This is a genomic window from Pseudomonas sp. zfem002, from assembly GCF_032621685.1.
GTDB classification, from domain to species: Bacteria; Pseudomonadota; Gammaproteobacteria; order Pseudomonadales; family Pseudomonadaceae; genus Aquipseudomonas; species Aquipseudomonas japonica.
Genome location: NZ_JAVYJH010000009.1, coordinates 173,366 through 198,667, shown reverse-complemented (window position 1 = coordinate 198,667; position 25,302 = coordinate 173,366). Strand labels below are relative to the sequence as shown.

27 protein-coding genes are annotated in these 25,302 nt (G+C 60.1%); 24 read left to right on the top strand and 3 right to left on the bottom strand.

What is annotated here, in order from left to right:
* Window positions 1–140 precede the first annotated feature (140 nt).
* Window positions 141–2,102, top strand: coding sequence for an acyltransferase family protein (locus RTI28_RS13075; RefSeq protein ID WP_316920835.1), 1,962 nt, complete (start codon window positions 141–143; stop codon window positions 2,100–2,102).
* Between the two features lie 137 nt (window positions 2,103–2,239).
* Here the strand turns inward: RTI28_RS13075 and RTI28_RS13070 are convergent, their stop codons facing one another.
* Entirely contained in the window at window positions 2,240–3,886 is a 1,647-nt protein-coding gene (locus tag RTI28_RS13070) for a hypothetical protein (RefSeq protein WP_316920834.1), read from the bottom strand.
* 703 nt (window positions 3,887–4,589) lie between these two features.
* On the opposite strand from RTI28_RS13070, the gene RTI28_RS13065 reads away from it, so the two are divergent.
* The 21 genes from RTI28_RS13065 (at window position 4,590) to recX (ending at window position 22,113) form a co-directional block, all read left to right on the top strand.
* Entirely contained in the window at window positions 4,590–5,324 is a 735-nt protein-coding gene (locus RTI28_RS13065) for a helix-turn-helix transcriptional regulator (RefSeq protein ID WP_316920833.1), read from the top strand.
* Between the two features lie 473 nt (window positions 5,325–5,797).
* Window positions 5,798–6,133, top strand: coding sequence for a phage holin family protein (locus tag RTI28_RS13060; protein WP_042121892.1), 336 nt, complete (start codon window positions 5,798–5,800; stop codon window positions 6,131–6,133).
* Entirely contained in the window at window positions 6,130–6,636 is a 507-nt protein-coding gene (locus RTI28_RS13055; protein ID WP_316920832.1) for a hypothetical protein, read from the top strand. The genes RTI28_RS13060 and RTI28_RS13055 overlap by 4 nt, the downstream gene beginning before the upstream one ends.
* Window positions 6,633–7,193 carry a phage baseplate assembly protein V gene (locus RTI28_RS13050; protein WP_316920831.1) on the top strand — a complete coding sequence of 187 codons (561 nt, stop codon included), beginning with the start codon at window positions 6,633–6,635 and terminating at the stop codon, window positions 7,191–7,193. Before RTI28_RS13055 ends, RTI28_RS13050 begins: the two co-directional genes overlap by 4 nt.
* 144 nt (window positions 7,194–7,337) lie before the next feature.
* Complete coding sequence (locus RTI28_RS13045) at window positions 7,338–7,664, top strand: GPW/gp25 family protein (RefSeq protein WP_316920830.1); 327 nt, start codon at window positions 7,338–7,340, stop codon at window positions 7,662–7,664.
* Window positions 7,661–8,542 carry a baseplate J/gp47 family protein gene (locus RTI28_RS13040; RefSeq protein WP_316920829.1) on the top strand — a complete coding sequence of 294 codons (882 nt, stop codon included), beginning with the start codon at window positions 7,661–7,663 and terminating at the stop codon, window positions 8,540–8,542. The genes RTI28_RS13045 and RTI28_RS13040 overlap by 4 nt, the downstream gene beginning before the upstream one ends.
* A gap of 1 nt (window position 8,543) precedes the next feature.
* Entirely contained in the window at window positions 8,544–9,149 is a 606-nt protein-coding gene (locus RTI28_RS13035; protein WP_316920828.1) for a phage tail protein I, read from the top strand.
* Window positions 9,146–11,314: a phage tail protein gene (locus RTI28_RS13030; RefSeq protein ID WP_316920827.1), complete on the top strand. Its 2,169-nt coding sequence runs from the start codon at window positions 9,146–9,148 to the stop codon at window positions 11,312–11,314. The genes RTI28_RS13035 and RTI28_RS13030 overlap by 4 nt, the downstream gene beginning before the upstream one ends.
* Window positions 11,314–11,778, top strand: coding sequence for a phage tail assembly chaperone (locus tag RTI28_RS13025; RefSeq protein WP_316920826.1), 465 nt, complete (start codon window positions 11,314–11,316; stop codon window positions 11,776–11,778). The genes RTI28_RS13030 and RTI28_RS13025 overlap by 1 nt, the downstream gene beginning before the upstream one ends.
* A 91-nt stretch (window positions 11,779–11,869) precedes the next feature.
* On the top strand, window positions 11,870–13,036 hold the full coding sequence (locus tag RTI28_RS13020) for a phage tail sheath family protein (protein ID WP_316920825.1): 1,167 nt from the start codon (window positions 11,870–11,872) through the stop codon (window positions 13,034–13,036).
* Window positions 13,037–13,049: 13 nt separating this feature from the next.
* A complete protein-coding gene (locus RTI28_RS13015; RefSeq protein ID WP_316920824.1) occupies window positions 13,050–13,559 on the top strand; it encodes a phage major tail tube protein in 510 nt (169 codons plus the stop codon).
* An 18-nt stretch (window positions 13,560–13,577) separates the two neighbouring features.
* Complete coding sequence (locus tag RTI28_RS13010; RefSeq protein WP_316920823.1) at window positions 13,578–13,877, top strand: phage tail assembly protein; 300 nt, start codon at window positions 13,578–13,580, stop codon at window positions 13,875–13,877.
* A gap of 138 nt (window positions 13,878–14,015) precedes the next feature.
* A complete protein-coding gene (locus tag RTI28_RS13005) occupies window positions 14,016–16,751 on the top strand; it encodes a phage tail tape measure protein (protein WP_316920822.1) in 2,736 nt (911 codons plus the stop codon).
* 9 nt (window positions 16,752–16,760) lie between these two features.
* Entirely contained in the window at window positions 16,761–17,606 is an 846-nt protein-coding gene (locus RTI28_RS13000; RefSeq protein ID WP_316920821.1) for a phage tail protein, read from the top strand.
* Window positions 17,581–17,787 carry a tail protein X gene (locus RTI28_RS12995; protein WP_316920820.1) on the top strand — a complete coding sequence of 69 codons (207 nt, stop codon included), beginning with the start codon at window positions 17,581–17,583 and terminating at the stop codon, window positions 17,785–17,787. The genes RTI28_RS13000 and RTI28_RS12995 overlap by 26 nt, the downstream gene beginning before the upstream one ends.
* Before the next feature lie 58 nt (window positions 17,788–17,845).
* Window positions 17,846–18,901 carry a phage late control D family protein gene (locus tag RTI28_RS12990; protein ID WP_316920819.1) on the top strand — a complete coding sequence of 352 codons (1,056 nt, stop codon included), beginning with the start codon at window positions 17,846–17,848 and terminating at the stop codon, window positions 18,899–18,901.
* Window positions 18,898–19,449, top strand: coding sequence for a glycoside hydrolase family 19 protein (locus tag RTI28_RS12985; RefSeq protein ID WP_316920818.1), 552 nt, complete (start codon window positions 18,898–18,900; stop codon window positions 19,447–19,449). Before RTI28_RS12990 ends, RTI28_RS12985 begins: the two co-directional genes overlap by 4 nt.
* Entirely contained in the window at window positions 19,446–19,943 is a 498-nt protein-coding gene (locus RTI28_RS12980; protein WP_316920817.1) for a lysis system i-spanin subunit Rz, read from the top strand. Before RTI28_RS12985 ends, RTI28_RS12980 begins: the two co-directional genes overlap by 4 nt.
* A gap of 40 nt (window positions 19,944–19,983) precedes the next feature.
* Entirely contained in the window at window positions 19,984–20,466 is a 483-nt protein-coding gene (locus tag RTI28_RS12975; protein ID WP_316920816.1) for a nicotinamide-nucleotide amidohydrolase family protein, read from the top strand.
* Between the two features lie 104 nt (window positions 20,467–20,570).
* On the top strand, window positions 20,571–21,638 hold the full coding sequence (recA, locus tag RTI28_RS12970) for a recombinase RecA (RefSeq protein ID WP_316920815.1): 1,068 nt from the start codon (window positions 20,571–20,573) through the stop codon (window positions 21,636–21,638).
* A 7-nt stretch (window positions 21,639–21,645) separates the two neighbouring features.
* Window positions 21,646–22,113 carry a recombination regulator RecX gene (gene recX / locus RTI28_RS12965; protein WP_316920814.1) on the top strand — a complete coding sequence of 156 codons (468 nt, stop codon included), beginning with the start codon at window positions 21,646–21,648 and terminating at the stop codon, window positions 22,111–22,113.
* Window positions 22,114–22,119: 6 nt separating this feature from the next.
* Here the strand turns inward: recX and RTI28_RS12960 are convergent, their stop codons facing one another.
* Window positions 22,120–23,241 (bottom strand): TIGR00730 family Rossman fold protein, encoded by a 1,122-nt coding sequence (locus RTI28_RS12960; protein WP_316920813.1) that lies wholly within the window; start codon window positions 23,239–23,241, stop codon window positions 22,120–22,122.
* A 429-nt stretch (window positions 23,242–23,670) separates the two neighbouring features.
* Here RTI28_RS12960 and RTI28_RS12955 point away from each other — a divergent pair, with 429 nt between their 5' ends.
* Complete coding sequence (locus tag RTI28_RS12955; protein WP_316920812.1) at window positions 23,671–23,871, top strand: hypothetical protein; 201 nt, start codon at window positions 23,671–23,673, stop codon at window positions 23,869–23,871.
* A gap of 10 nt (window positions 23,872–23,881) precedes the next feature.
* On the opposite strand, the gene RTI28_RS12950 is transcribed toward RTI28_RS12955, so the two are convergent.
* Window positions 23,882–24,304 carry a quorum-sensing-regulated virulence factor family protein gene (locus tag RTI28_RS12950; RefSeq protein WP_316920811.1) on the bottom strand — a complete coding sequence of 141 codons (423 nt, stop codon included), beginning with the start codon at window positions 24,302–24,304 and terminating at the stop codon, window positions 23,882–23,884.
* Window positions 24,305–24,518: 214 nt separating this feature from the next.
* On the opposite strand from RTI28_RS12950, the gene RTI28_RS12945 reads away from it, so the two are divergent.
* On the top strand, window positions 24,519–25,229 hold the full coding sequence (locus RTI28_RS12945) for a tRNA-uridine aminocarboxypropyltransferase (RefSeq protein WP_316920810.1): 711 nt from the start codon (window positions 24,519–24,521) through the stop codon (window positions 25,227–25,229).
* Window positions 25,230–25,302: the final 73 nt, after the last annotated feature.

Genomic DNA, 25,302 nt, shown 5'->3' with positions numbered 1-25,302 from the left:
GTTATTTATAGTCTGTTTTGAGATGAGTTTTAATTGATCAAATTAAAGCGGCCCTGTTTGCGGGGGCTTTACAGTCGTATTTTTTTGCGTATAATGCTCGACTATTTTTTATTGGATCCAAGTCCGGAGCTGCTCAGACAATGACGTCTTTAGTCGAAAAGCCTACTGTGTTAGAGGTTTCACAGTCGTCACATACCAAATATAGACCGGATATAGATGGGCTTCGCGCTTTAGCTGTGCTGCCGGTCATTCTATTCCATGCTGGACTAAGTGTGTTTAGTGGCGGCTATGTTGGAGTGGATGTATTTTTTGTAATTAGCGGTTATTTGATAACATCTATTATAGTGGCGGAGAAGAAGTCCGGTGTGTTTAAGCTCTCTTCTTTCTATAGTCGTCGCGCTAAGAGGATTTTGCCTGTTCTTTTAGTTGTGATGGCGGCAACCTCTATAGCTGCTTGGTTTTTTTTACCGCCGAAAGAGATGGACTACTTTTCGCAAAGTATTATTTCTACTATTTTGTTTGGGTCTAATGTTTTATTCTGGCTCCAGAGTGGGTACTTTGATACCGCGGCGGAACTCAAGCCGTTGTTGCATACATGGAGCCTGGCAGTAGAGGAGCAGTACTACATATTCTTTCCTTTGCTGGTTATGCTTTTGTGGAAGGCAGGGAGGAAAGTTATTGTTCCTACAATGGCTCTGTTACTGGTTGCGAGCGCTGCTTTTTCTGTTTGGTTTGTAAGTCGCGATCCTGTGGGAGCCTTCTACTTGCTGCCTGCAAGAGCGTGGGAAATTTTGATTGGTGCCATGGTGGCGCTGCTAAATTTTAGAGCGACCAATCGTAAGTTTGGGAATATTGCTAGCCTGGTCGGGCTCACCCTGATTGTTATCCCAATGTTTTTATATGGTAGTACGACCGCACTCTCTGAGTTGTATGCCTTGCCGGCAGTTGTTGGTGCGGCCTTAATTATTCAGTTTTCAATGCCGGGAACGATTGTTTATCGGTTGCTAACTCTGCGTCCCATGCTGTGGGTTGGGTTGTTGAGTTACAGTGCTTATCTTTGGCATCAGCCAATATTGGCGTTTGCAAAGATTAGGTTTTCTCATGACCTCGATCTAAGTATCGTGGTGGTGATGGTTGCGTTGACTTTTGTGTTGTCGATGGTGACATTTAGGTTTGTCGAAAATCCTGCCCGGAGGGCGAAGGCTCAGAAATCTTATTATGTCATGGGCAGCGCAGTCGCGGGTGTGTTGGTGCTTGGTTGCGTTGGATATCTCGGTAGTAGTACAGAGGGCTTTCCAAGTAGGGCTAATAAGTTTTATAGCTTAGAGGCACAAAATGATGAAGCTAACCTGTGGTATAAGTATACCGTGGACTCTCAGTCTAGTGATGTGTATCGGAGTGCCTCCAGTCCGAAAGATACAATTCTCGTGATTGGGGACTCTTATGAGTTCAATTGGTCAATCGGGATTAATGAGAATATAGATCACTCGAAGTATCGAGTTATTTCTGCTACTTACCTTGAATGTGACGTGACTTTCAATGGTGGTCGTGTCGCAGCTGCTCCAAAAGAAGCCAAGTATATAAAAGGCTGTGAGAATCTTGAGCGGGTTGCTAATGATGATGAGTTGCTGAAATCGATTAGTAAGATACTCTTTGTTTCTTTCCGGCCGTTTGAATATCACTCGAACATGTTTCGCTTCGAGTTGCTTCGGTATTTGCAAGAGCGTTCAGGGGCGAGACTCTATCTGTTCGGGAATTATTACCAGTTTGATAGTATCGAGTCTGGTACTTGTATGGGTGAAATGTTTTCTACATTTCGTGGGGCCGGGGCGTGTCTTGAGAAAGCCTCGTATCCGAGTTCTAAGCTGAAAGATTACGAGTCCACATCTTCAGGCGTTTATCCTGAGTATACGCTGGTGGATATAGTTGATCTTGTGTGCGGGTATGAGAAGGATAAGTGCCCATCCAGTAGTGAGGGTGTGCCGTTTATGCTTGATTGGAACCATTTGAGTGCAAAATTTGTAAAGTCGATTATTATGGATATTTCGAAGAGCAAACGCGAGTCTCTTGATGAGTTAGGGCTTTCTGATTTGTTCAGATAATTGTTCTCTAATGTCATGGTTAAGTGTGCGCCCCTATGGGGCGCATTCTCGCTTGAGCGCAGAAAGGTAAGTTGCGGCACAGTTTTTCAGTAGTTTAAAAAAACAATGCCAGTCAGTTTGACCGACTGGCATCGCTTTTACGCCTTGATTTTTTGCGGCATGACCTTTGTCCTTATTAGTGCTGCAGCTACAAGTGCTGCTATCGGAATCATGAAGGCGAAGATACCGTGTGGGTAGGTGAAGCTGGCAATGATGGAAACCTGGGTCAGATAGTAGGCGAACGAGCAGGCGGCTACTGTGAACCCGATGAACAGCGGACTGGAGCTTAGGCCGCCGATGGTTCCGAGGATGCCAAGGAATATACCGCACAGGGCCATCACGCAAATCGACCACGGTAGGCCGAGTTCGCCATAAGCCGAAAGTGTCGCAGGCGCTGGTTGTTGGCCTTGTGCCCAGTTCACTTCAGGATACATCGCGTTGAATACCTTGATTGGCAACACGCATTTGGCTTCCGGCATGGCGAGCACTTTGCGGACAAGGTTGCCCTGGATGCCGCAGCGCTCTGACTCGTTTTCGAACATCGCGATGTAGAACGGCATGGCTGCTGCCATGCGATGCAGCGCATCGCCAGAAAGCCGTTTTATGTAGGACATGATAAGGCCGCCGTCCAGCTTCACCGATGACTGTTCGGCTTTGGGTTCGCTGACCGGAACCTGGGCTTCGATCTGTGGCACTGGCAAAATTGCCAGATTGGCCGGGGGGGTAGGTAATATTGTCGCAACTTCTTGGTCGTTTGTTTGAGCCGGATGGGTTTGATTTTCTCCGGTCTGCGGATCTTTCGAGGTCGCGGGTTTGGTAGGCGTGTCCTTGATGTGAGCGTTGTGCGGGTGAGTCGCTGGCTGCTGTGCACTCGAGTTTGTTTGGTTGGCTGCATTAACAGCAGAAGAGCCACCTGTGGTAAGAGCAGCGGTAGGGGTGGTGGTTACTTCAGTCTCTATGGTTTCTGGTACTTGCGCAGTGCTTTCCTGCGTCGTGTCGGCGGTCGATATAGGGGCGGTCATTGCATAGCCAGTCAGAATGAATGCCGACACCGATACTGCACTGACTATTGCCACATACTTGAACTTTGCCCGGGTCAGGACGAAGGCGGTGCCCATCATGACCAGATAGATGAGAATTTGCGCTTTGGAATAAGTAGCCGTGATGGTGAATAGAAAGAAAACAAAAGACACGATGAACAGTATCAGGTCGCTGATTTTTCCGCCCTGCATGACATAGGCGATAAAGGCCAGAATGGGGACGATCAGGTTGATGCCATAGGCAAATGCAAAGAATGTGAAACCCAGGTTCTCCAGGAGATTAAGCCTGCGGGTCGTTTTTGAAATATAGTCGCCACCAGATAGCACGCCGGTGTCTAGGGCTCCGGCGCCATGCAGTGTCAGGGTGCAATAGATGATGCTGATCACCGCGACTACCCAGAGTACCGGTGTCACTATCTGCAGGTCGCTGGACGCGAAATTCTGCAATGTTTTTGCAGGTTTTTTCAGCAGTCTTACTGTCAGCCAAGCAACCAATGGGACAATAATTACTGGAAGATAAAGCAGCATCAGATAGGTGGGGGATCCTATCATTTGAAATGCTTTTCCTGCCAATGCAGTACCCCGGTTTGTAATATATTCGGCGCCGCCTGGGAGTAAGTAAATTGTGGCAGCTAGCAATGTGGTTATTGCATAGGAGATTAAATAAATAGTCGTGGGCATTGATGTTGTAATTTTTTTGGTCAATGCCGGGCTTCCATGCTTCCAGAAATTTACAACCATCTGTCAAAGCCTTTTCATAAGTAGTTGTAGAGGAGTGTGTTGCTTAAGCTTTCTCAGGATGTTACACAAATACTCTCGTAGGGACTAGTGTGGTGCTTCAGAAGTAGCGCTGAAACACCACGTTAGGAGTATATTACGCGGTTAGCGTTAACGACCGGTAGGGCAGGAGGCGCTTCGGCCGGCTGGCGCTCATGCCTCTCCGGGCTGGGGAGTGCGGCGGGAGATGATGATCCAAGAGGCTGAAAGGTTGTTCGCTGACGTCCAAACCTACATCGCGGACTTGGGGAAAAAGCGGTCGATTAGTTGGCTCTTCTGTGGGGCAAACATGGGGCAAACCGAGCGCAATTCTATGCCCCTCTATGCCATTTGGACGCCTGGAGACCAGACACAACAAAAGCGCCCAACCCCTTTGTATATGGGGGCTTGAGCGCTTTTTTTCGTTACTACTCCAGCATCATCGGAGTGTGTGCGGAAAGATCAGACATTCAAGGCCTTACAGCAGGTGTCTTTAAAAGGTATGAAACCGCTAATAGTACAGGGATTTATTCCGGTGCGCTGAGCGCGGCGCGGGGTAAACAGCCTTCGTTCGTTGCAATTCATGGGCGTTGTCATGCTCGATGCGTTTTTGCAATTGCATTTCCGTCGAGGCGGGGGCAGTATGCACGTCATGCAAAAGCGCAATGTAGCTACCGTCCTCAAATCACTGCTGGAACGTCACGGTCTTTCTCCCACGGAGTTGCACCGCCGTACCGGCGTGCCCCAATCCACCCTGTCGCGGATTCTCAGCGAGAAGATCGCCGATCCTTCGGACAAGCATGTGTCGAAGATCGCCGAGTACTTCGGTGTGAGTACCGATCAGTTGCGTGGCCGTGTCGACCTGGGCGACAGCCGCGAAGCCGAGCGTGTGCCCGGTCATGACGAGTTGCGCGACATCAGCCTGTGGGACGACGAAACCCCCGTCGAGGACGACGAGGTCTCCGTTCCTTTTCTCCGTGAGGTCGAGTTGGCAGCAGGATCAGGAAGATTCGTCATCGAGGAAAGCGAGCGCGCCCGCCTGCGTTTCGGCAAGCGCAGCCTGCGTCACAACGGTGTGCAGTTCGACCAGGCGAAGTGCGTGACGGTGCGCGGCAACAGCATGTTGCCGGTGTTGCGTGACGGTGCCACGGTGGGCGTCAACACGGGCAAGTGTTCCATTGGCGACATCATCGATGGCGATCTCTATGCCATCAATCACAACGGCCAGCTGCGGGTGAAACAGCTCTATCGCCTGCCGGTCGGCATCCGTCTGCGCAGCTTCAACCGCGATGAACACCCCGACGAGGACTACAGCTTCCAGCAGATGCAGGACGAGCAGATTGTCATTCTCGGCCATGTGTTCTGGTGGGGCATGTACGCTCGCTGAGCCCATCCTTCTCATGGAAAACCCGCTTCGGCGGGTTTTTTTTCGCCTGTCGAAAACTGCCCAGAGCCAGAGCGGGCGAGGGCTTAATGCATTTCAGCAAATACATTTGTGCAAATATTTTCAAAAATGCATTGACTGCATATGCATTGATGCATAGAGTTCGTTCCAAGCCGGTCAGACACCGGCGGCGAGAAAGGCAGCGATGAACAGGCCTCGACTGTTCAGAGGGTTGGCAACTGACCCGGGTGTGCAGCGTAAAGCACCAAGAGCAGTTATCCGGCGGGCAGGTGGCCGCGGTCGGAGGAACAATTTGAAGCGGAGACGTCCAGTGCACCAGTCGTGGCGGGCGTTTCAACGACGCATTACTGAAAAGCCCAGGGCCTGCCCCGGGCTTTTTGGAATGCCGAGTGATCACTCGGTCCCATTCCCCGTTCGGCCCGTCGCTGTGCGGGAAGTACAAAGGAGGCAGGACCGTGACAAGCGAGCAACAGACGTTGCTGGAAATGCCGATCTGGCTGGTGATCGTCCTGGCGCTGCTGGGTGGGGTTTCCGGCGAGATGTGGCGAGCGGACAAGGCGGGCGCCCGGGGTGCGGCCTTGTTGAGACGATTGGCACTGCGCTCGGGGGCCTGCATGGTCTGCGGCGTATCCACCATGATGCTGCTGTACGCCAGCGGCCTTTCGATATGGGCGGCCAGTGCCCTGGGCTGCCTGACCGCCGTGGGCGGTGCGGATATCACCATGGGGCTGTACGAGCGCTGGGCGATCAAGCGCCTGGGCCTGGGCAGCGATAGCAAGGAGAGATCATGAGCGACCTCAATGGATTGCATCTGGCCATCAGCGCGACCCTGGAAACGGCGCTGGCGCAGCTCGCAACGGTTGGCAGCTATGCCGCCGTGCAACAGGAAACGGCGCTGCCGGCGCTGTTCTACGGCATCGTCGGGTTGAAGCCCGGTACCGATCCGGGCGATGGACACTCCCGTGTCATCGCCACGTTCGAGGCACGGATCAGCACCGACGGCACTCGCCCCCAGGCGGTGCTGGAAGCCGTCAGCCTGGCGGCGCAACTGATGGTGCTGCTGCGCAAGCAGTACTGGAACATCGACTTCGTCGAAGAGGCCCGCAGCGTCCAGGCGTTACCGTCGAGCACGGCACCGACCACCTGGGTGGTGCAGTGGGAGCAGGTCCTGCATCTGGGCGAGGCGCAATGGCCATGGCCGAACCAGCCACCGGGATCGCTGCTGTTGTCCTTCGATCCCGATACCGGCCCCGGGCACGAAAGTGACTACAAGTCTGCGGAGGATTTCGCATGAGCTATGCCAGTGCGATGCACGACCGCATGATCGCCGGCTTGCTGATTCCCTGCCGGGTGGTTGCCGTGGACCTGGCCGCGGCGCGGGTGCGGGTGTCCGATGGTGCCGGCTGGACCAGCGCCTGGGTGCGTTGGCACAGCCAGGCCGCCGGCAAGGCACGACACTGGCGCGCGCCGAGTCTGAACGAGCAGGGCATGCTGCTCAGTCCCAGCGGCGAGCCGGCCCAGGGCACCTTCGTCGCCGGTCTTTACGGCAACGCCGGCAATCCGCCGGACAACCGCGAGCATGTCGAGGTCTGGCGCTTCGACGATGGCGGTTCGCTGACCTACGACTGGCAGGCCAGCAGTTACAGCGTCGAGCTGCCACGCGGCAGCCTCACCCTCAAGGTCGGCGGCAGCACGCTGGTGGCCACTCCCGACGCCATCACGCTCACCTCTGGCAGCCTGACCTTGAATGGCCCGGTGCAGATCAATGGCGCATTGCAGGTGACGGGGGATATCCACGGCGGCGGGGCGATCATCGATACCGCCGGCAATACGCCTAACCACAAACACTGAAACCAGCCCGCCACGCGGGCTTTCTTATGCCAGGGAGGAACGCCATGGCGACCCCGAAAAAGACTTTCGCACCCGGCGCTCGCGCCGTGGTGCACAGCGACAACGATTCCCCGGCACCGGACATCAAGACACAGGAGTGACGCGATGATCGGAATGGATCGCCACAGCGGCCAGCCACTGTCCGGCATCGCCCACCTGCGCCAGTCCATCGAGGACATCCTGAGTACCCCGCTGGGCAGCCGGCGCATGCGTCCGGATTACGGCAGCAAGCTGCGCCGTTTCGTCGACCTGCCGGTCAACGAAGGTTGGAAGAGCGCAGTACAGGCCGAAGTGGCGCGGGCCCTGGTGCGCTGGGAACCGCGCCTGAAACTGCAACGGGTCCGGGTGCTGGCGGTGGTGGACGGGCAGATCAGCCTGCAACTCACCGGGCAGTACCTGGGCGACAGCCAGATCCTGGAGGTGACGGCATGAGCATTGTGGACCTCTCGGCGCTGCCCGCGCCGCAGGTGCTGGAGGATCTGGATTTCGAGGAGATCTTCCAGGCCGACCTGGCGACCTTCAAGTCGCACATGGGCGAAAGCTGGACCGCGCAACTGGAAAGCGATCCGGTAACCAAGCTGCTGGAAGTCGGCGCCTACCGCACGCTGCTCAACCGCGCGCGGGTCAACGACGCCGCCAAGGCGCTGTTGCTGGCCTACGCCAAGGGCAGCGACCTGGACCAACTGGCGGCCAACGTGCAATTGCGACGTCTGCTGGTGCGTGCCGCCGACCCGAACGCCGTGCCTGCTGTCGAACAGGTTCTTGAAGAAGACGATGCCCTGCGCGAGCGCATCGAGCTGGTCTACGAAGGACTGACCACGGCGGGGCCGCGCAACAGCTACATCCTGCATGCCCGCAATGCCTCCGGCCAGGTCGCCGATGCGACGGCGGAAAGTCCGTCGCCGGCGGTGGTGGATGTCACGGTGCTGGGCGTCGACGGCAGGGGCGTGGCCAGTGCCGAACTGCTGGCGCAGGTCGCGGCCTACCTGAACGACGACGAGGTGCGACCGGTGGCCGATCGCCTGAGCGTGCGCAGCGCCGAGATCCTGCCGTATCGCATCGACGCGGTGCTGCACATGACGGGCAACGGTCCGGAAACCGAAGCGACCCTGACGGAATGTCGGCGCCGCTTGCAGGCCTGGATCAACCCGCGTCGTCGTCTCGGTGTGGAAGTGGCGCGCTCGGGTATCGACGCGCAATTGCATATCAGCGGGGTCACCCGGGTCGAGCTGCGCGACTGGCAGGACATCCGTCCGAGCAAGGGCCAGGCCGCCTGGTGCGACGGCTTCGACGTGACCCTGGGAGGCTGACATGACCAGCCTCCTGCCACTGAACAGCACCTTGCTGGAACGGGCTGTGGAGGCCGCCTCGGCGGATGTTCCGCAGATTCCGCTGCGCACCCTGTACAACCCCGACACCTGTCCGTCGCACCTGTTGCACCAGCTGGCGCTGGCCTGGTCGGTGGACCGCTGGGACGAGAGCTGGCCGGATGCGGTCAAGCGCGCGGTGATCCGTGGCTCGTTCCAGGTCCATGCGCGCAAGGGCACCCTTGGCGCGTTGCGCCGGGTGGTCGAGCCGTTCGGCTACCTGATCGAAGTCGCCGAATGGTTCAACACCGTGCCGCCAGGCGTGCCGGGCACCTTCGCCCTGAAGATCGGCGTGTCCGAGTCGGGCATCAGCGAGGAGACCTATGAAGAGCTCACCGCGCTGATCGACGATGCCCGACCGGTCAGCCGGCACATGATCGGCCTCGCCATCACCCTCGACACCAAGGGCTACCTGCGTGTCGGCCTGGGCCTGAGCGAAGGCGACGAAATCGACATCTATCCGCCCGCCTCACGTGACATCGAGGTGCGCGGCAACCTTGGCCGCAGAGGCCATGACCATCAAATCGAAACCCTGGACGTTTACTCATGACTGACCAGAACAGCCAGTTCTTCGCGATCCTCACCGCGGTGGGGGAGGCCAAGCAGGCCAACGCGAACGCCTTGGGCGTGCCCTGGACCTTCGCCCAGATGGGTGTGGGCGACGCCAACAATACTGATCCGGTGCCTTCGCGCACCCAGACCCGGTTGATCAATGAACGCCGTCGGGCGCCGTTGAACCAGCTTACGGTCGATCCCAAGGACTCCAGCATCATCATTGCCGAGCAGGTGATTCCTCCGGATGTCGGTGGGTGGTGGATCCGGGAGATCGGCCTGTACGACACAGCCGGCGATCTTGTCGCGGTGGCCAACTGTGCACCGAGCTACAAGCCGCTGCTGGCGCAAGGTACCGGCAAGACCCAGGTGGTGCGTCTCAACCTGGTGGTGACCAGCAGTGCCAATGTGCAGTTGAAGATCGATCCGGCGGTGGTGCTGGCGACACGGGACTATGTCGACAATTCGATCCTGAATGTCCTGCCGCCCAACAAGACTGCTGGCACCTATACGCAGGTAAAAGTCAATGAGAGGGGGATCGTTCAGCAGGGATTCAATCCTACTACCCTGGCCGGGTATGGCATCACCGACGCGATGCCGAAGGGAACAGGCGGGTTAATGACCTCGCCTGGCTTCGTGCGAGGGAAAATCACCGACCTGGACTCCACGCAGTTCATCAGCGTTGCAAACCTCGCATTGGATAAGCCGCCAGCCATTCCATATGGTGTCGGCATGCACATCAAGTATCCGACGGGTCAGTATGCCATCGACCTCGTCGGATGCATCACATCGGATTGGTATGGCGCGAGGTATGTCCTGGGCGATGGTACTCCCGGAGAATGGCGAGCGTTCTGGCATGACGGGAACTTCAATCCGGCGCTGAAAGCGAATCTGGCAAGCCCCGTTTTCACCGGCATACCACGAGTCCCCAGCGTGGCAAGCGGTACGTCCACCGACCAGGTGGCAAATACCAAGTTCGTCATGGATGCCATCGCGGGTCTGGTCGGTTCATCGCCAGCGGCCCTCGATACTCTCAACGAACTGGCCGCAGCGCTGGGCAATGACCCGAACTTCGCCGCCACAATGACCAGTGCCCTGGCGGGTAAGGCAGCCAAGTCCACTACGTTGGGTGGATATGGCATCACCGATGCGCTTCGGGTCGGTCCACCGAGCAATCAACGCCCGGCGTTGTACTCCGCCACTATGGGCGGTGATGAAGGCAGTGGCGTCGGTGGTGCATTGGAAATTCGTGAAGCGCAACTGGTCGGGACATCCAACACCAGTTTCGCTTATGCGCCGCGTATCATGTTCCATTGGGGCGGTATCACCTCTGGGGCATTGGGGATGAATGCCAGTGGCCGACCAGCGTGGAACGGCAAAAACATGCTGCTTTCTGGCGATACTGAGTTGACAGGCAAGGCAGACAAAGCGTCGACCCTAGCGGGTTACGGCATTGTCGATGCATACACTCAGGCGCAGACCAACGTCACGGTGAACAATGCAATAACAGCGTTGCGTGGCGGTGTCGGTTCGGGTTTCGATACCCTTCAGAAGCTCGCGCTGGCTCTAGGTGGGGATGGAAACTTTGCTGCTACTGTGCAGAACAGCCTCGCAGGCAAAGCGCCCAGGGCCACCACTCTCGATGGATATGGCATCCAGAACGCCTACACCAAAGCCGAGGTGAGCAACCTCGTCGCGAACAAGCTCGACCTGGCGGGTGGAGAGCTCAACGGTAGGCTGACTATCCATGACTCCAATCAAACCAACACGCAGGCAGGGCTGGTCCTTCATAACCCCGCTTCTGACACCGCCTGGATCAGCGCGACACTGACCACTAACAACAGTGCTGTACTGCTCTCCCACAAAGGTGGTTCCAACACACTGTACCTGCGCAATCATGCCGCCCAGTATGCCTCGCTGGACGCCGGTCAGGTGCTCTCCAATGGCTACGCTTGCCACACGGAAGGAACGTTCCTCAAGCCTATGGCCGGAACGTGGATCAACTTGGGCGACAGTACGGTCTTGCCCGCGGGCGGTACCTGGGTCTTCCACATCACGTTTTATAACCCTACCGGGGGGGCCACGGGGGCGCAGGCCGGCATCGCCGCAGGCGGCACGGCCTTGACTGGCCATTTCCACGGTTTTGCTTGGAGGGTCCAGTAATGGCCGCATCTGCAACTCAAGAGTCCAACCTGCAAGCAACTGGACAGTCGTTCGATTCGATCAAGGACATCCAGTGCAAGGCAGACGGCAGTTTCGTGGTCAACTTCAATGGCTACCCGTTTCACGCCACGGAAAACGAGACTCCACATGTGTATGCGCAGATCCTCGACATGCTTGAAGCCGGAGCCCCTTCTACGGAGTTTGTAGAGTGGCAACCTGCAGCAGCGGACATTCAATCCGCTGAGCGACATTGGCGTGACGGTCAGATCGAACGCCTGCGCTGGTTGCGTGAGCGTCACCGCGACCAGTTGGAATTGCATATCGAAACGACATTGAGTAGTGAACGCTTCAGCGAGCTGCTGGTTTATCTCCAGCAATTGCGTGATTGGCCACAATCCAGCGTCTTTCCCGTCAGTGAGCAGCGCCCGGTGCAGCCTGAATGGCTCGCCGAATACTTCGACTGAAAGCCCCGCACCGCCGGGGCTTTTTCTTTCCCGCAACCCCCCCTGAACGGCCCCGCACTGACGGGGCCTTCTCATTTCTGGAGACATACCCATGAGTGGATTCTTCCACGGCGTTACCGTAACCAACGTCGACACCGGCGCCCGCAGCATCGCACTGCCGTCTTCGTCCATCATCGGCCTGGTCGATACCTTCACCGAAGGTCCGACCGTCACGGCCAAGGCCAACGACCTGGTGCTGATCACCAGCGAGCGTGAAGCCATCGCCGCGTTCGGTGCCGAAGCCGCGATCACCAAGGCCTGCCAGGCCGTCTTTGCCCGGGCCAGGGCGGTCATCGTCGCCTGCGGCGTGGCCAAGCTGACCGACGCCGCCGAGCAGACCTCGGCGATCATCGGCAGCGTCGAAGCCGACGGCAAGCGCACCGGCCTGCAGGCCCTGCTCGACGGCAAGAGCCGTTTCAACGCCCAGCCACGCCTGCTGGTGACCCCGAAACACAGCGCCACCCAGGCAGTCGGCACCGCCCTGGTGGCCCTGGCCGACAAGCTGCGTGGCCTGGCCATCATCGACGGCCCGAACAGCACCGACGAAGCCGCCCTGGCCTACGCGGAAAACTTCGGTGCCAAGCGTGCGTTCATGGTCGACCCGGGTGTGAAGTACTGGGACACCGGCGCCGACGCCACCGTCGATGCCCCGGCCTCGGCCTGGGTCGCCGGCCTGTTCGCCTGGACCGACAGCGAGTACGGCTTCTGGGCGTCCCCGTCGAACAAGGAATTCGTCGGCATCACCGGCACCACCCGCGCGGTGGAGTTCCTCGACGGCGATGCAAGCTGCCGCGCCAACCTGCTGAACAACGCCAACATCACCACCATCATCCGTGACGACGGCTTCCGCCTGTGGGGCAACCGCACGCTGTCCAGCGATCCGAAATGGGCTTTCGTCACCCGCGTGCGGACCATGGACATCGTCATGGACGCGATCCTCTACGGCCACAAGTGGGCCGTCGACCGTTCGATCACCGCGACCTACGTCAAGGACGTGACCGAGGGCCTGGAGAACTTCATGCGCGACCTCAAGGCGCAGGGCGCGATCATCAACTTCGAGGTGTACGCCGACACCGAGCTCAACACCGCCAGCCAGCTGGAGCAGGGCAAGGTCTACTGGAACATCCGCTTCACCGACGTACCCCCCGCTGAAAACCCCAACTTCCGTGTCGAGGTCACCAACCAGTGGTTGACCGAAGTCCTCGACCAGGCCGCTTAAGGAGCAACAACACATGGCAATGATTCCCGAAACCCTCGCCAACCTGAACCTGTTCGTCGATGGCGTCAGCTTCCAGGGCAACGTCTCCAGTCTGACCCTGCCGAAACTCACCATGAAAGCTGCCGAGCAGCGCTTCGGCGGCATGGATGTCCCGGTCGAGATCGACCAGGGCATGGAAAAGATCACCGCCGAGTTCGCCACCGCCGGCGTGCGTCCGGAGTCGCTGAAGTTCTTCGGCCTGGCCGACAACTCGGCGTTCAACGGCGTCTTCCGCGGTGCCTTCAAAGGCCTGAAAGGCAAGATCACGCCGGTCATCGTTACCCTGCGCGGCGCGCTGACCGCGGTGGAAATGGGCGAGTGGAAGACGCCGAGCGAAAGCTCGGTCAAGCACACCGTCTCCCTGACCTACTACAAGCTGGAGATCGATGGCCGGCTGATGTACGAGATCGATCCGCTGGGCATGAAGCGGGTGATCAACGGCGTCGACCAGCTCATCGCCCAGCGCACCGCCCTCGGCCTCTGACACAAGGAACAAGCTCGTATGACGCAAGCAACGAAAGTACCCGCCTGGATGACCGTCAGCACCGAGCGCGTGGTGGTCAGGCTCAGCCGCCCCACCGAGGCCAACGGCGTGCAGGTCGACAGCCTGGCGCTGCGCGCCCCGACCGTCCGCGACCTGCGTGCCGCGCAGTCCGGTGGCGGCGACGATGAACAGCGCGAGCTGAATCTGTTCGCCTCCCTGGCCGAAGTCGGTATCACGGACCTGGAAGGACTCAGTCTCAAGGACTACAGCCGTCTGCAGGCCGGATATTTTCGCCTGGTGCAAGACGACGAGCTTTGACCCCTCGCGTCAGAAAGCGGCAGCGAAGCGGCTCGCCAAGGAGCTGAACTTCTCTGCCGCCGAGATCATGACCATGTCGTACTCCGACATGGTCTGGTGGCTCACCGATTGAGCCGGGTTTGCGCGCAGGAGGATGACATGGCGGGCGAACAGGCAACGAACACGAGTACTGGAAGCTCGACAGCTTTTACCCTGGGTTCCGGCCTGGTGGCGGAAAATCCTGTCGGTCAGTTGATTACGCAAGGACAGATGATTGGTGATGTGCTGATACTCACCAGTCAGGAAGTGGTTCGTCTGGGCATCGCTTACAAGGCCGCACAGGAACGCGCTGCACAAGGCGGCCGGGAATGGCTGGGTGCCCTGACCAGCATCTACGGCAATCTGACCAACCAGATTGTCGCGGTCGGCAAGCTGACCACGCTGTATCAGAACCTCGGCAAGGCCATGCAGTCGGCGAAGTTGCCGGCAGACGGTGGCGGGCTGGCCGATCATGGCGCCTCCGTGATCGGAGCATCGAATACGGTGCTGCAAGCGGCTGGGCAGACGGTGATGCAGAGTGCGTCCTATCGTGAAATCGTCGCTGATATCGCGATCAAGGGCGAGAACGATCCGGATGACAGGGGTGATCGTCGCAAGGAAATTTCCGCGAAGGTCGACGAGTTGTCCGGCAGCACTGGAATGGGCAAGGCTGAAGCGGCCGGACTCATTCGAGAACTGCTCAACTCGGGCCTGGACCTGAAGCAATCGCTGGATTTTGCGCCAATCGCCGCCCAATTCTCCGTTGGGCAGGGCGTGAGTGCGCAGGACACGGCTGTATTGATCCGAAGTATGTCCGTTGGCGGCGTCAAGGATGGCGAGATCGGTAGCGTGCTCAACGCGATGATTTCTCAAGCCAAGACGGGGAGTGTCGGCATCGGCGATGTCTCGCAGATGATGCCGCGCTTGATCGCCGCAATGGCCGCGCAAGAGAAGGTCGGGGCAACCAATGTAGTGCTTGCGGCGCAGATGCTGCAGGCGCGTGGCGCGAAACTGGGTAGCGCCGTCCAGGTGACGAGCGATGTCGAACACCAGATCACCCAGGGTGATTTACCGAGCCTGGAGAGGATTTCCGGCATCGACTACATGAGTAGCGATCTGAACTCTCGCCGGGATGAGTCGGCGCAGATCTACAACGAGATGGGGGCGGCTTTTTCCAGGCTTTCCATCAATATCGGGGATGCCCTGAGCCCGGTTACTGATCTTCTGATGAGGGGGGTGACCGTATCCGCCAATTTGCTTGGCGACCTGGTGAAGGCGGGCTCTCCCCTGGTGACTGTGCTGGGAACGCTCGCGCTTACGGCCACCGCTGTGGTTTCCGCATTCGGGGCGATTCGTGCTGGCAAGGAGTTGCTGAGTGCCGGCAAGGCGGTATTCACCCGAGGGAGTAGCGAGACGCAGAATGGCCGCTCGTCGTGGTTGAAGCGTGTCGGCTCCAGGCTACTGGGCGTTGAGGAACAGCCTGGTCCAGCAGCAACCGGGCCGTCAGGGGCGAATCTCGAGTCGAAGGTATTCGTCGTCAACTGGCCGAAGAACTTCGCGCCGGACGGTGGCAAGGAACCGCCTGGCAAGCCGCTTGCCAAAGGAAGTGGTCGCGAGCCCATAGATGTCTCCGTGGTGAGTTGGCCAGAACCCCGTCCTCAGAAGACAGGCCAATCCGTTCAGCGTGGGGCTGAACGGGAAGGGCATGGCGCGCCGCCATCCAGTACACGTGAAACGGGTACCGTGGCGGTGAATCGCAAGGAAAGTCAGGGTTCTGCTGTGGATCAGCAGGGACGAGCCCTCAAGCCGACCAGGGTCGTCGTGCTCAACTGGCCCAACAAAGGCCCTCAAGGCCGAAATGATGGGCCGACCGAAAAACGCAGGAACCGTCGGCGGACGAGAGTTGAACGACATCAGGACGCTGCTCGGAATCGCGCAGGACAACTGCCGGAGGAAGGCAGCACTCGAAACGCACCCCGCGATTCGGTGAGTTCGAATCGGGTTTCCGGCGCTTCGGGAAATTCGACTGTGCATGGAGGATTTTCATCACCGTTCTCTTCCAGCTTTGCGGGCGGCGGAGGACCTTCGTTGAGTCTTGGCTCTACCGCAGGCGCATGGAGTCGCGCCGCCGGAATGGTTACCAAACTGACGTCCTTCACCAGATTCATCCCAGGTGCCCGGTATCTCGATGCCGGCATGACTGCGCTGGACACTTTCCAGCGTGCTGGCACCGTCGAGGAAAAAGCCGAAGGTTATGGCGCCGCTGCAGGAAATCTTGGCGGTTCAGTAGTGGGAGGCGTGGTTGGCGCAGCGATTGGTTCGGTCCTGATTCCGATTCCCGGAGTGGGAGCGGCGATAGGCGGAATGCTGGGATCCTCTCTCGGCGGCATGGCGGGTGAGGATCTTGGTGGACAGCTGGGGAGGTTTCTCTTTGGAAGCAGTGACAAGCCGCCGGAGCGTTTGTCTTCAGTCTCGTCTTCGCCAGCGGCTGCCGCTCCGGTTGCCACGACACCCGTTGTCGGAAACAGCCTGAATCAACAGATTGTATCGGTGGCGGGCATGCTGCCAGGCGAGTACGTTCAGCCTGTGCCTGCGCCACTCACCGCTTCTGCCGCGAGCAATGTGTTCATGCCGCCGAGCAGGGATGTCCAGCCCGCCGTGGCCGTTCCTCCTGCACCGCAATACTTCACGATCTCGCCCAGCATCCCCATCACCGTCCAGGGCAACATCACCAATCCCGACGAACTGGTCAGTCAGCTGGCGCCTGCGATCCAGCGGATGTTCACCGATCTGGCCGCCCAGGCGAACCGCGGCAACCAGATGTGGGACAGCCCGGCCGCCACCTACGTCGCATAAGGAGATCCCATGGCCTACATGGAACAACTGCAATCCGGCCTGCGTTCGCTGGTCGCGGCGGGTGAGGCCGGGCGGCGCAGTGCCGATGACATGCTGGGGCCCTTGAATGGCGCCGTCAGCGATGTCACCGGTGCCGCCACCGAGCTGGAAAACCTGCCCTTCGTGGGCGAAGCCATCGGCAAGAAACTGCAGCGCACGATGCGCGCCATCGAGGTGGCGCAGTCGACGGTGGGGATGGTGGCCGCGCGCTACAACCAGGCGGTCAGTGTGGTCGGCGAGGTCGAACGCCGCCTGGAATCGTTCTCGGAACAGGCGGCCAAGGCCGCGACCGCGATCAACCGGGTGGCCGGCAAGATCAGTCCATCCCTGGGCGCGATCCTGCCGACCGGCGCCTTCGCCCCGCAGGTCACGCCGGCGGAGGAGGCGATCAAACCCTTCCCCCACCTGCTGATCATGCAACCCCTGCGAACCGGGGCGGAAGCCTTCTACTTCAACCTCGATACCGCGGCGTTCAACCAGTTCAAGCGCACCAAGGCATTCACTTGGGCCGGCCAGGAGCGCCTGTCGCGCAGCAAGGCGCAGCAGGCCGTCGCCATGGGCGAGGACAAGATCACCCTGGAGGGCGCGATCTTCCCTTCCTTCAAGGGCGGGCTGGGTCAGTTGCAGCGCCTGCGCAGCATCGGCCAGCAACTGCAACCGCTGAGCCTGACCACCGGTTACGGGGAGATCCTCGGCAACTGGTGTCTGGTCAGTGTCAGCGAGACCCAGGAACCCCTGATGGCGGGTGGCGTTCCGCAAAAGCAAGCTTTCACACTGGAGTTCGTGAGCTATGGCGACGACATGCAGAACGTCTGAAGGAGATCTGCTCGATACCCTCTGCCAGCACTACTACGGGCATCTGCGTGGCAGTGTCGAGACGGTGCTGGATGCCAACCAGGGGCTGGCCGACGAGGTCCAGCCGTTTCGCGCGGGAGTGCTGATCAGGCTGCCGGCATTGTCCGCGGTCACCGACCCCACGGTCCTGCTGTGGGACTGAGCCATTCGCAGCAACAGGCCCCGCCTTGTGCGGGGCCTGTCTTTTCTGGAGCCTGAACATGCAACCTGTGTTTCGTATCGTCGCCGACAGCAAGGACATCACCGCGCTGATCAACGACCGCCTGCTGCTGTTGCGCACGACCGACAAGACCGGCATGGAGTCCGATGATTTCGAACTCAAGCTCGACGATCGCGACAGTGCCCTGGCCTTGCCAAAACGCGGTGCGCAACTGGAGGTCTACCTCGGTTACGCCGGGCAGGAGCTGACGCGCCTGGGACGCTACACGGTCGACCAGATCGATATCTCCGGGCCGGCCTCGACCCTGGAGATTCGCGGCAAGGCCGCGGACATGCGCGGTACCGGCAAGACCATCCGCAGCGGCAGCTGGGAGAACGTGCCGCTGCAACGGATCGTCCGCGATATCGCCGCGCGCAATGGCTGGCAGCCGCAGTGTCCGGTGACCACGGTGATTGCGCGGGTCGATCAGCGCGACGAATCGGATTTCAACTTCCTGACCCGCATCGCCCAGCAGTACGGTTGTACCGCCAAGATCGGCGATGGCGCGCTGCTGGTGCTGCCGCGCCAGGGCGGCAAGAGCGCCAGTGGCAAGGACCTGGGGGTGGTCAGTGTGGCCATCAGCGATGTCCGGCGCTGGAAGTTTCATCTGCAGGACCGGGCCACCGTCAAGGCGGTGCAGACCCGCCATCAAGACCCGGCGACGGGGCAGCAGAAAACGGTCGAGAAGGAGAACCAGAACAAGCCCGACGATGTCAGCGCAGTGTTCACCGACCGCCATATCTACCCCAACAAGTCCGCCGCCGAGCAGGCCGCCACGGCACGCCTGGAGGCGTTCAAGCGCAGCACCGCCACGGTGCACCTGGAAATGGCCGGGCGCACCGACCTGTTCGCCGAGCGCATGTTGCGCGTGCAGGGCTTCAAGGATGGTCTCGATGGCGACTACCTCATCGAGAGCGTCACCCAGACCTTCACCAACAGCGGCTGGGACACCACCGTGCAGTGCAATGGCACCAACCAGGGCAAGTCCACGGCGAAGACGCGCAAAGCCAAGCAAACCAAACCGCTCAAGGCCGAGCAGAGCGAGGGCCGGAAATGAATCTGACAGAAGCCGAATTGTTTCGCATCTATCCCGACGCCCGCGCTACCGCGGGCGTTTTCGTTATGCCGCTGAATGCCGCCATGGCCCACTGGTCGATCGACACGCCGCGGCGCGTGGCGGCCTTCCTCGCCCAGATCGGTCACGAATCGGGGCAGTTGCGCTATGTGAAGGAGCTGGGTTCCGCGCAGTACCTGGCGCGCTACGACACCGGCAACCTCGCCGTGCGCCTGGGCAATACCCCGGAAGCCGACGGTGATGGCCAGCGCTATTGCGGCCGTGGCCTGATCCAGATCACCGGGCGCAACAACTACCGCGCCTGCAGCATGGCGCTGTTCGAGGACGAGCGCCTGCTGGAGCGCCCGCAGATGCTCGAAGAGCCGCAGTGGGCCACCGAATCGGCGGCCTGGTTCTGGCATTCGCGGGGGCTCAACCAACTGGCCGATCGCGGTGAGTTCAACCGCATCACCCGGCACATCAACGGCGGCCTGAACGGCCTCGAGGATCGCCTGAGACTCTGGGCCCGGGCGCGCGAGGTGCTGTGTTGAGCGGCGCACGGATCGTCGCCCTGGCGCTGCTGATCCTGGCGGCCTGCGCGCTGACCTGGCAGGTCCAGGAGTGGCGTCATGGCCAGCAGGCAGCGCAGCGTGAGCAAGCCCATGCCCGCGAGCGCCAGTTGCTGGCGCAGGCGACCACGGCGCAGTTGCAGGACGAACGCCAGCGTCGCCTGGCGCTGGAGCAACGTCTGCACAGCGTCGATCAAACCCATTACCAGGAGCTCATCGATGCTCAACAGGCTCAAGCTCGTCTGCGTGACCGGCTGGCTACTGCTGACCTGCGGCTGTCAGTCCTCCTCGCCAGTGACGCCTCCATTCCCGTCGTGCCTGCCGCCAGCGCCGGCGGCGGCGTGGTTCATGACCCCCCGCGAGCCCGACTTGACCCGGCGCATGCTCGACGAATTGTCGCCATCGTCAACGACGGCGACCAGGGACTGATCGCCCTGCGCGCCTGCCAGGCCTATGTCCGCGCACTGCGCTTCTGAGTGGTGTAGGGTAGGCGGCAGTTTTTCCAAGGAGCCTGCCATGGACCCGATCACTGCACTTTCCGCCCGGCTGGGGGAACATCTGCGTCGTTTCAATGCCCAAGTGACCACTGCCGAGTCCTGCACCGGCGGCGGCATCGCCGAGGCCATCACCCGCATCCCCGGCAGCTCGGCCTGGTTCGAGGCCGGCTACGTGACCTATTCCAACGCGCAGAAGACCCGCCAGTTGCAGGTGCCGGAAGGGTTGTTCGGCCAGGTCGGCGCGGTCAGCCAGGACGTGGTCGAGGCCATGGTGCGCGGCGCTCAGCGCGCCAGCGGAGCGCGTTTCGCCGTGGCGGTGAGCGGCGTCGCCGGGCCCGATGGCGGTTCGCCGGCCAAGCCGGTGGGCACCGTCTGGCTGGCCTGGGGCGACGGCGTCCGGGTCAGCAGCGAGTGCCGGCACTTCGAGGGCGACCGCGAGAGCGTGCGCCGACAAACGGTGATCGCCGCGCTAGAGGGCTTGTTACAGCTTGGTGCGGAGTAATTCACGAATCGGGGGTAGGCGGAAGCAATTCCCTGTGGAATAATACTGGGTACTTATACAGTTGTTTCTGGCCGTCAGGCCCTATCGATTACGTGAGGACTTCAATGGACGACAACAAGAAGCGTGCCTTGGCTGCGGCCCTGGGTCAGATCGAACGTCAATTCGGTAAAGGCGCGGTCATGCGCATGGGCGACCATGAGCGCCAGGCTATCCCGGCCATCTCCACCGGCTCGCTGGGCCTGGACATCGCCCTCGGCATCGGCGGCCTGCCAAAGGGCCGTATCGTCGAGATCTATGGTCCGGAGTCGTCCGGTAAAACCACCCTGACCCTGTCGGTGATCGCCCAGGCACAGAAAATGGGCGCCACCTGCGCCTTCGTCGACGCCGAGCACGCGCTGGATCCCGAGTACGCCGGCAAGCTGGGCGTGAACGTCGACGACCTGCTGGTCTCGCAGCCGGATACCGGTGAGCAGGCCCTGGAAATCACCGACATGCTGGTCCGCTCCAACGCTGTCGACGTGATCATCGTCGACTCCGTGGCGGCGCTGGTACCGAAGGCCGAGATCGAAGGCGAAATGGGCGACATGCACGTGGGCCTGCAGGCCCGCCTGATGTCCCAGGCCCTGCGCAAGATCACCGGCAACATCAAGAACGCCAATTGCCTGGTCATCTTCATCAACCAGATCCGCATGAAGATCGGCGTGATGTTCGGCAGCCCGGAAACCACCACCGGTGGTAACGCCCTGAAGTTCTACGCTTCGGTTCGTCTGGATATCCGTCGTACCGGCGCGGTGAAGGAAGGCGACGAAGTGGTCGGCAGCGAAACCCGCGTCAAGATCGTCAAGAACAAGGTCGCGCCTCCGTTCCGTCAGGCCGAGTTCCAGATCCTCTACGGCAAGGGTATCTATCGCAACGGCGAGATCATCGACCTGGGCGTGCTGCACGGCCTGCTGGAAAAATCCGGCGCCTGGTACAGCTACCAAGGCAGCAAGATCGGTCAGGGCAAGGCCAACTCGGCCAAGTTCCTCGCCGAGAACCCGGAAATCGCCGAGACCCTGGAGAAGCAGATTCGAGAGAAACTGCTGACCGCGGGCGCAGTCGACGCGGCTGGCAAAGCTGCTGCGGCCAACGAGTCCGCTGAAGACCTGGCCGACGCTGACGCCGACTTCTGATCCCACCATGTCCGTCATACTCGACACCCCCGTCGCCGTAAGGCGGACAGCCATGGACCTGCTCGCACGCCGCGAGCACGGTCGTGCCGAGCTGACGCGCAAGTTGCGTCAGCGCGGCGCCTCTCCTGAAATGATCGAGCACGAACTCGACCGCCTGGCGGACGAGGGGCTGCTGAGCGAAGCCCGTTACCTGGAAAGCTACATCAGCTCCCGCGCGCGTTCGGGGTATGGCCCTGCGCGTATCCGCGAGGAACTGACCCAGCGTGGCTTGCCCCGCGGTGAGGTGGAACAGGCCCTGCGTGAAGCCGATATCGACTGGCAGGAGCAACTGGCGGATGTCTGGCGACGCAAGTTCGCCGGGCAATTGCCTGGCGATCCTCGCGAGCGTGCCAAGCAAACCCGTTTCCTGGTCTACCGCGGTTATTCGATGGACAAGGTCGGCCGCTTGTTGAGCGGCCGATGCCTGGACGACTGATCGCGCTCAGGTGACCTTGAGCGGCTCCCGTGTGCGTTGGGGTACTTGCGGGGAGGGCTGGGTCGTTGTCCAGTTCTCCACCAGGTTGATGAAGTCCACCAGCTCCCGCAGGCGGCCCTGATCACGGCCATTGAAGGCAAACACCAGTCGATGCAGATGGCTGAACTGGACATCGTCCTGGTCTTCGCCGGAATAGGCATGCTGGACGAAGTGGCCGCTCAGGCGCAGATCTGCGAAGACATCCTGCATGTCGAGCAACGCCGCATCGCTCAACGGGTGTTGCATACGAATCACGAACTGGTTTTTCAGCCAGCGGCTGGAGTGGTAGTTGCCGTAGAACTGGTTGATCTCCGCAACGGCCTCATCGGCGCTGTGTACCAGGCGCAGCAGCTTCATGTCGCTGGGCAGGATGTAGCGGTTTTCTTCCAGTTGCCGGGTGATGAAGTTCAATGCGTCCTGCCAGAAGCTGCCGCCCGGTGCGTCCAGAAGCACCACCGGGACCAGCGGGCTCTTGCCGGTCTGGATCAGGGTCAGGACCTCCAGGGCTTCGTCCAGGGTGCCGAAGCCACCCGGGCAGAGCACCAGGGCGTCGGCTTCCTTGACGAAGAACAGCTTGCGAATGAAGAAGAAGTGGAACGGCAACAGTTTGTCGGTGCCATCGACCGTGGCGTTGGCGTGCTGCTCGAAGGGCAGGGTGATGTTGAAACCCAGGCTGTTGTCGACGCCGGCACCCTCATGGGCGGCGGCCATGATGCCGCCGCCGGCACCGGTGATCACCATCAGCCCGGAGCGGGCGAGGGTGGCGCCGAGTTCGCGGGCGAGGGCATACATCGGATGTTCGACCGGCGTTCGTGCCGAGCCGAACACGGTGACCTTGCGTCGACCTCTGTACTGTTCCATCACGCGAAAGGCGTGATCGAGCTCGCGTAGGGCCTGCAGGGTGATCTTGGCATTCCAGCGGTTGCTGTCGTCATGGGCCATGCGCAGGACGGTGAGCATCATGTCCCGGTAGAGCGGAAGGTTGGGGCTGTTGGCGGCGACCAGGCCAAGTTGCCGGTCGATGTGTTCGAGGTCGATACCCTGGTTCTTGAAATGGCTGGCGAGTAGCTCATTGGGTAGGTAAGGCATTAAAGACATCTCCTTTCTGCAGCAAAACCTCAGACCAGGTCAGGATCGCAGACCTGGCCGCGACCCTGCTTGAGTCGCTGGCTGCGCAGGCCCGGGAGGATAGCCCCGGACGTTGCAGTAGACCTGATGAAGGTCTCGTCGCAGTGATGATCTGGATCCCTTGTATTGTGCTTTTCGGGATGTATTCGTATCACACGCAATGGTCGCGGACAGCCTCCTTAGTTCTGTCCGGAAAATGAAAGGTCTTTGTAATCAATCTAGACCCTGCCGTGTATTTGCGCTTCGTTGCACATGTGCGCACAACGTCATGACAATCGATCGTTTTATTCGCTTTCGGACGCTCTGGCACGCCGCTCGTCAGATCGGATCCAATAGTGATGACGGTCTGGTTAACTGAGTAGTAGCGATACCGGTACAGGGAGGTTGCTCATGCAACGTGTCAGTCTTGAGGTCGATAGCCAGCTGTTCCGACTTCTGCAAAATGCGGCTCGGGCCAACAACCTGAGTATTGAAGAGGAATGCCTGCGTCGGCTCGAGGGCGGCGAGAGACGTTCGCGCTATCTGCAGGCGCTGGTCGCCGAGTTGCGCGCCGATGAGGAGCAACGGCGCGAAAGCAGTCAATTGATGTAAGTCGGTCGACTCACTTTTTCTTCTTGCCGTTGATACCGCAGCTCTGGGCGTTGAAGTTCTGAACGGCCACGGGGCGGTTGGTCTTGTATTCGGTGAACTGGTAGGTCAGCACCGCGCCGCGTGCCATCAGTTGGCGATAGCCGTTGTTGCTGCAGACGCTGGCACCCAGCTGGTCGCGGACTTTCTCCGGGTTGGAGCGCATCTGCTCCGCGTGGCTGGCGCGCACGCTCAGGTGGTTGATCAACTGTGGTCCGTGAACCGTGTAGCCCTGGTCGAGAATGTCTTCGTTGATGGCGCGTGGAGTACCGGCACTGCTTTCCCTGGCGACCTTTTCCAGCATCTGGGTCAGTTCGTATTCCTGCTTGGACGCGGCATTGGTGGCAACAGGCAGGGCCAGCAGCAGGCCAAGGGTGGGGGCGATGAAACGCAGCATTCATTTCTCCAGATTCGATGACTGGCGCTTTGACCTGCATCCGCGCGCCGTGTTCCGTCACGTGGCGCGGTCAGTCGCAACCATTACAAGCCGGGGATTATAGTGGAGCAGGAGATTTCCCTGCACGGCAAAGCGATGTGCCGTAAACTCCCGCGCCTTCTGCCCGCCGAGCCTGTGCTGTGCTTCTTTTCCCTCTTTCTCGCCGTAATCCGTCATGAGTCACGCCGTATCGCGCCTGCGCGCCGAGCGCCTGGCCCGCAGCGTCAAACCCTTCGTCGCGCGCGGCTCCCGGGCTCCACGTTGCCCGGATTGCCGGGTGATCTTCGACTATTGCCTGTGCGCCTGGCGTCCGAGGGTCAGTGCCGAATCGGCCATGTGCCTGCTGATGCACGACACCGAGCCGCTCAAACCGACCAATACCGGCTGGCTGATCGCCGATCTGATCGACGACATCAGCGCCTTCGGCTGGCAGCGCACGGTGGTGGATCCGGCATTGCTGGCGCTGCTCGAGCAAGCGCAGTGGCAGCCCTACATCGTGTTTCCCGGCGAGTTCGTGGAGCCTTCGCGGGTGGTGACCGAGGTCAGGCCGGCAGCGGGCAAGCGTCCGTTGTTCATTCTGCTCGATGCGACCTGGACCGAAGCACGCAAGATGTTTCGCAAGAGTCCGTACCTGGATCGCTTTCCGGTGTTGAGTCTGCAGCCGGAACAGATCTCGCGCTATCGCCTGCGCCGCTCAAAGCGCGACGATCACTTCTGCACTGCGGAGGTGGCGGCCATGTGTCTCGAGCTGGCCGGCGATCAACGCGCCGCGCAGGCACTGGATGCCTACCTGGATGTCTTCAGCGCGCATTACCTGGGCGCCAAGTTCCAGTTGCCGCTGGATGTCGACGATGCCGTCCATCAGCGCCTCAAGCCCTTCCTATAGTCCAAGGGGCAAGCCTTGCACTTTGCTTCATAATGATGACGTCGGCGCCGGAACGGGCCGGGACCGAACTTGA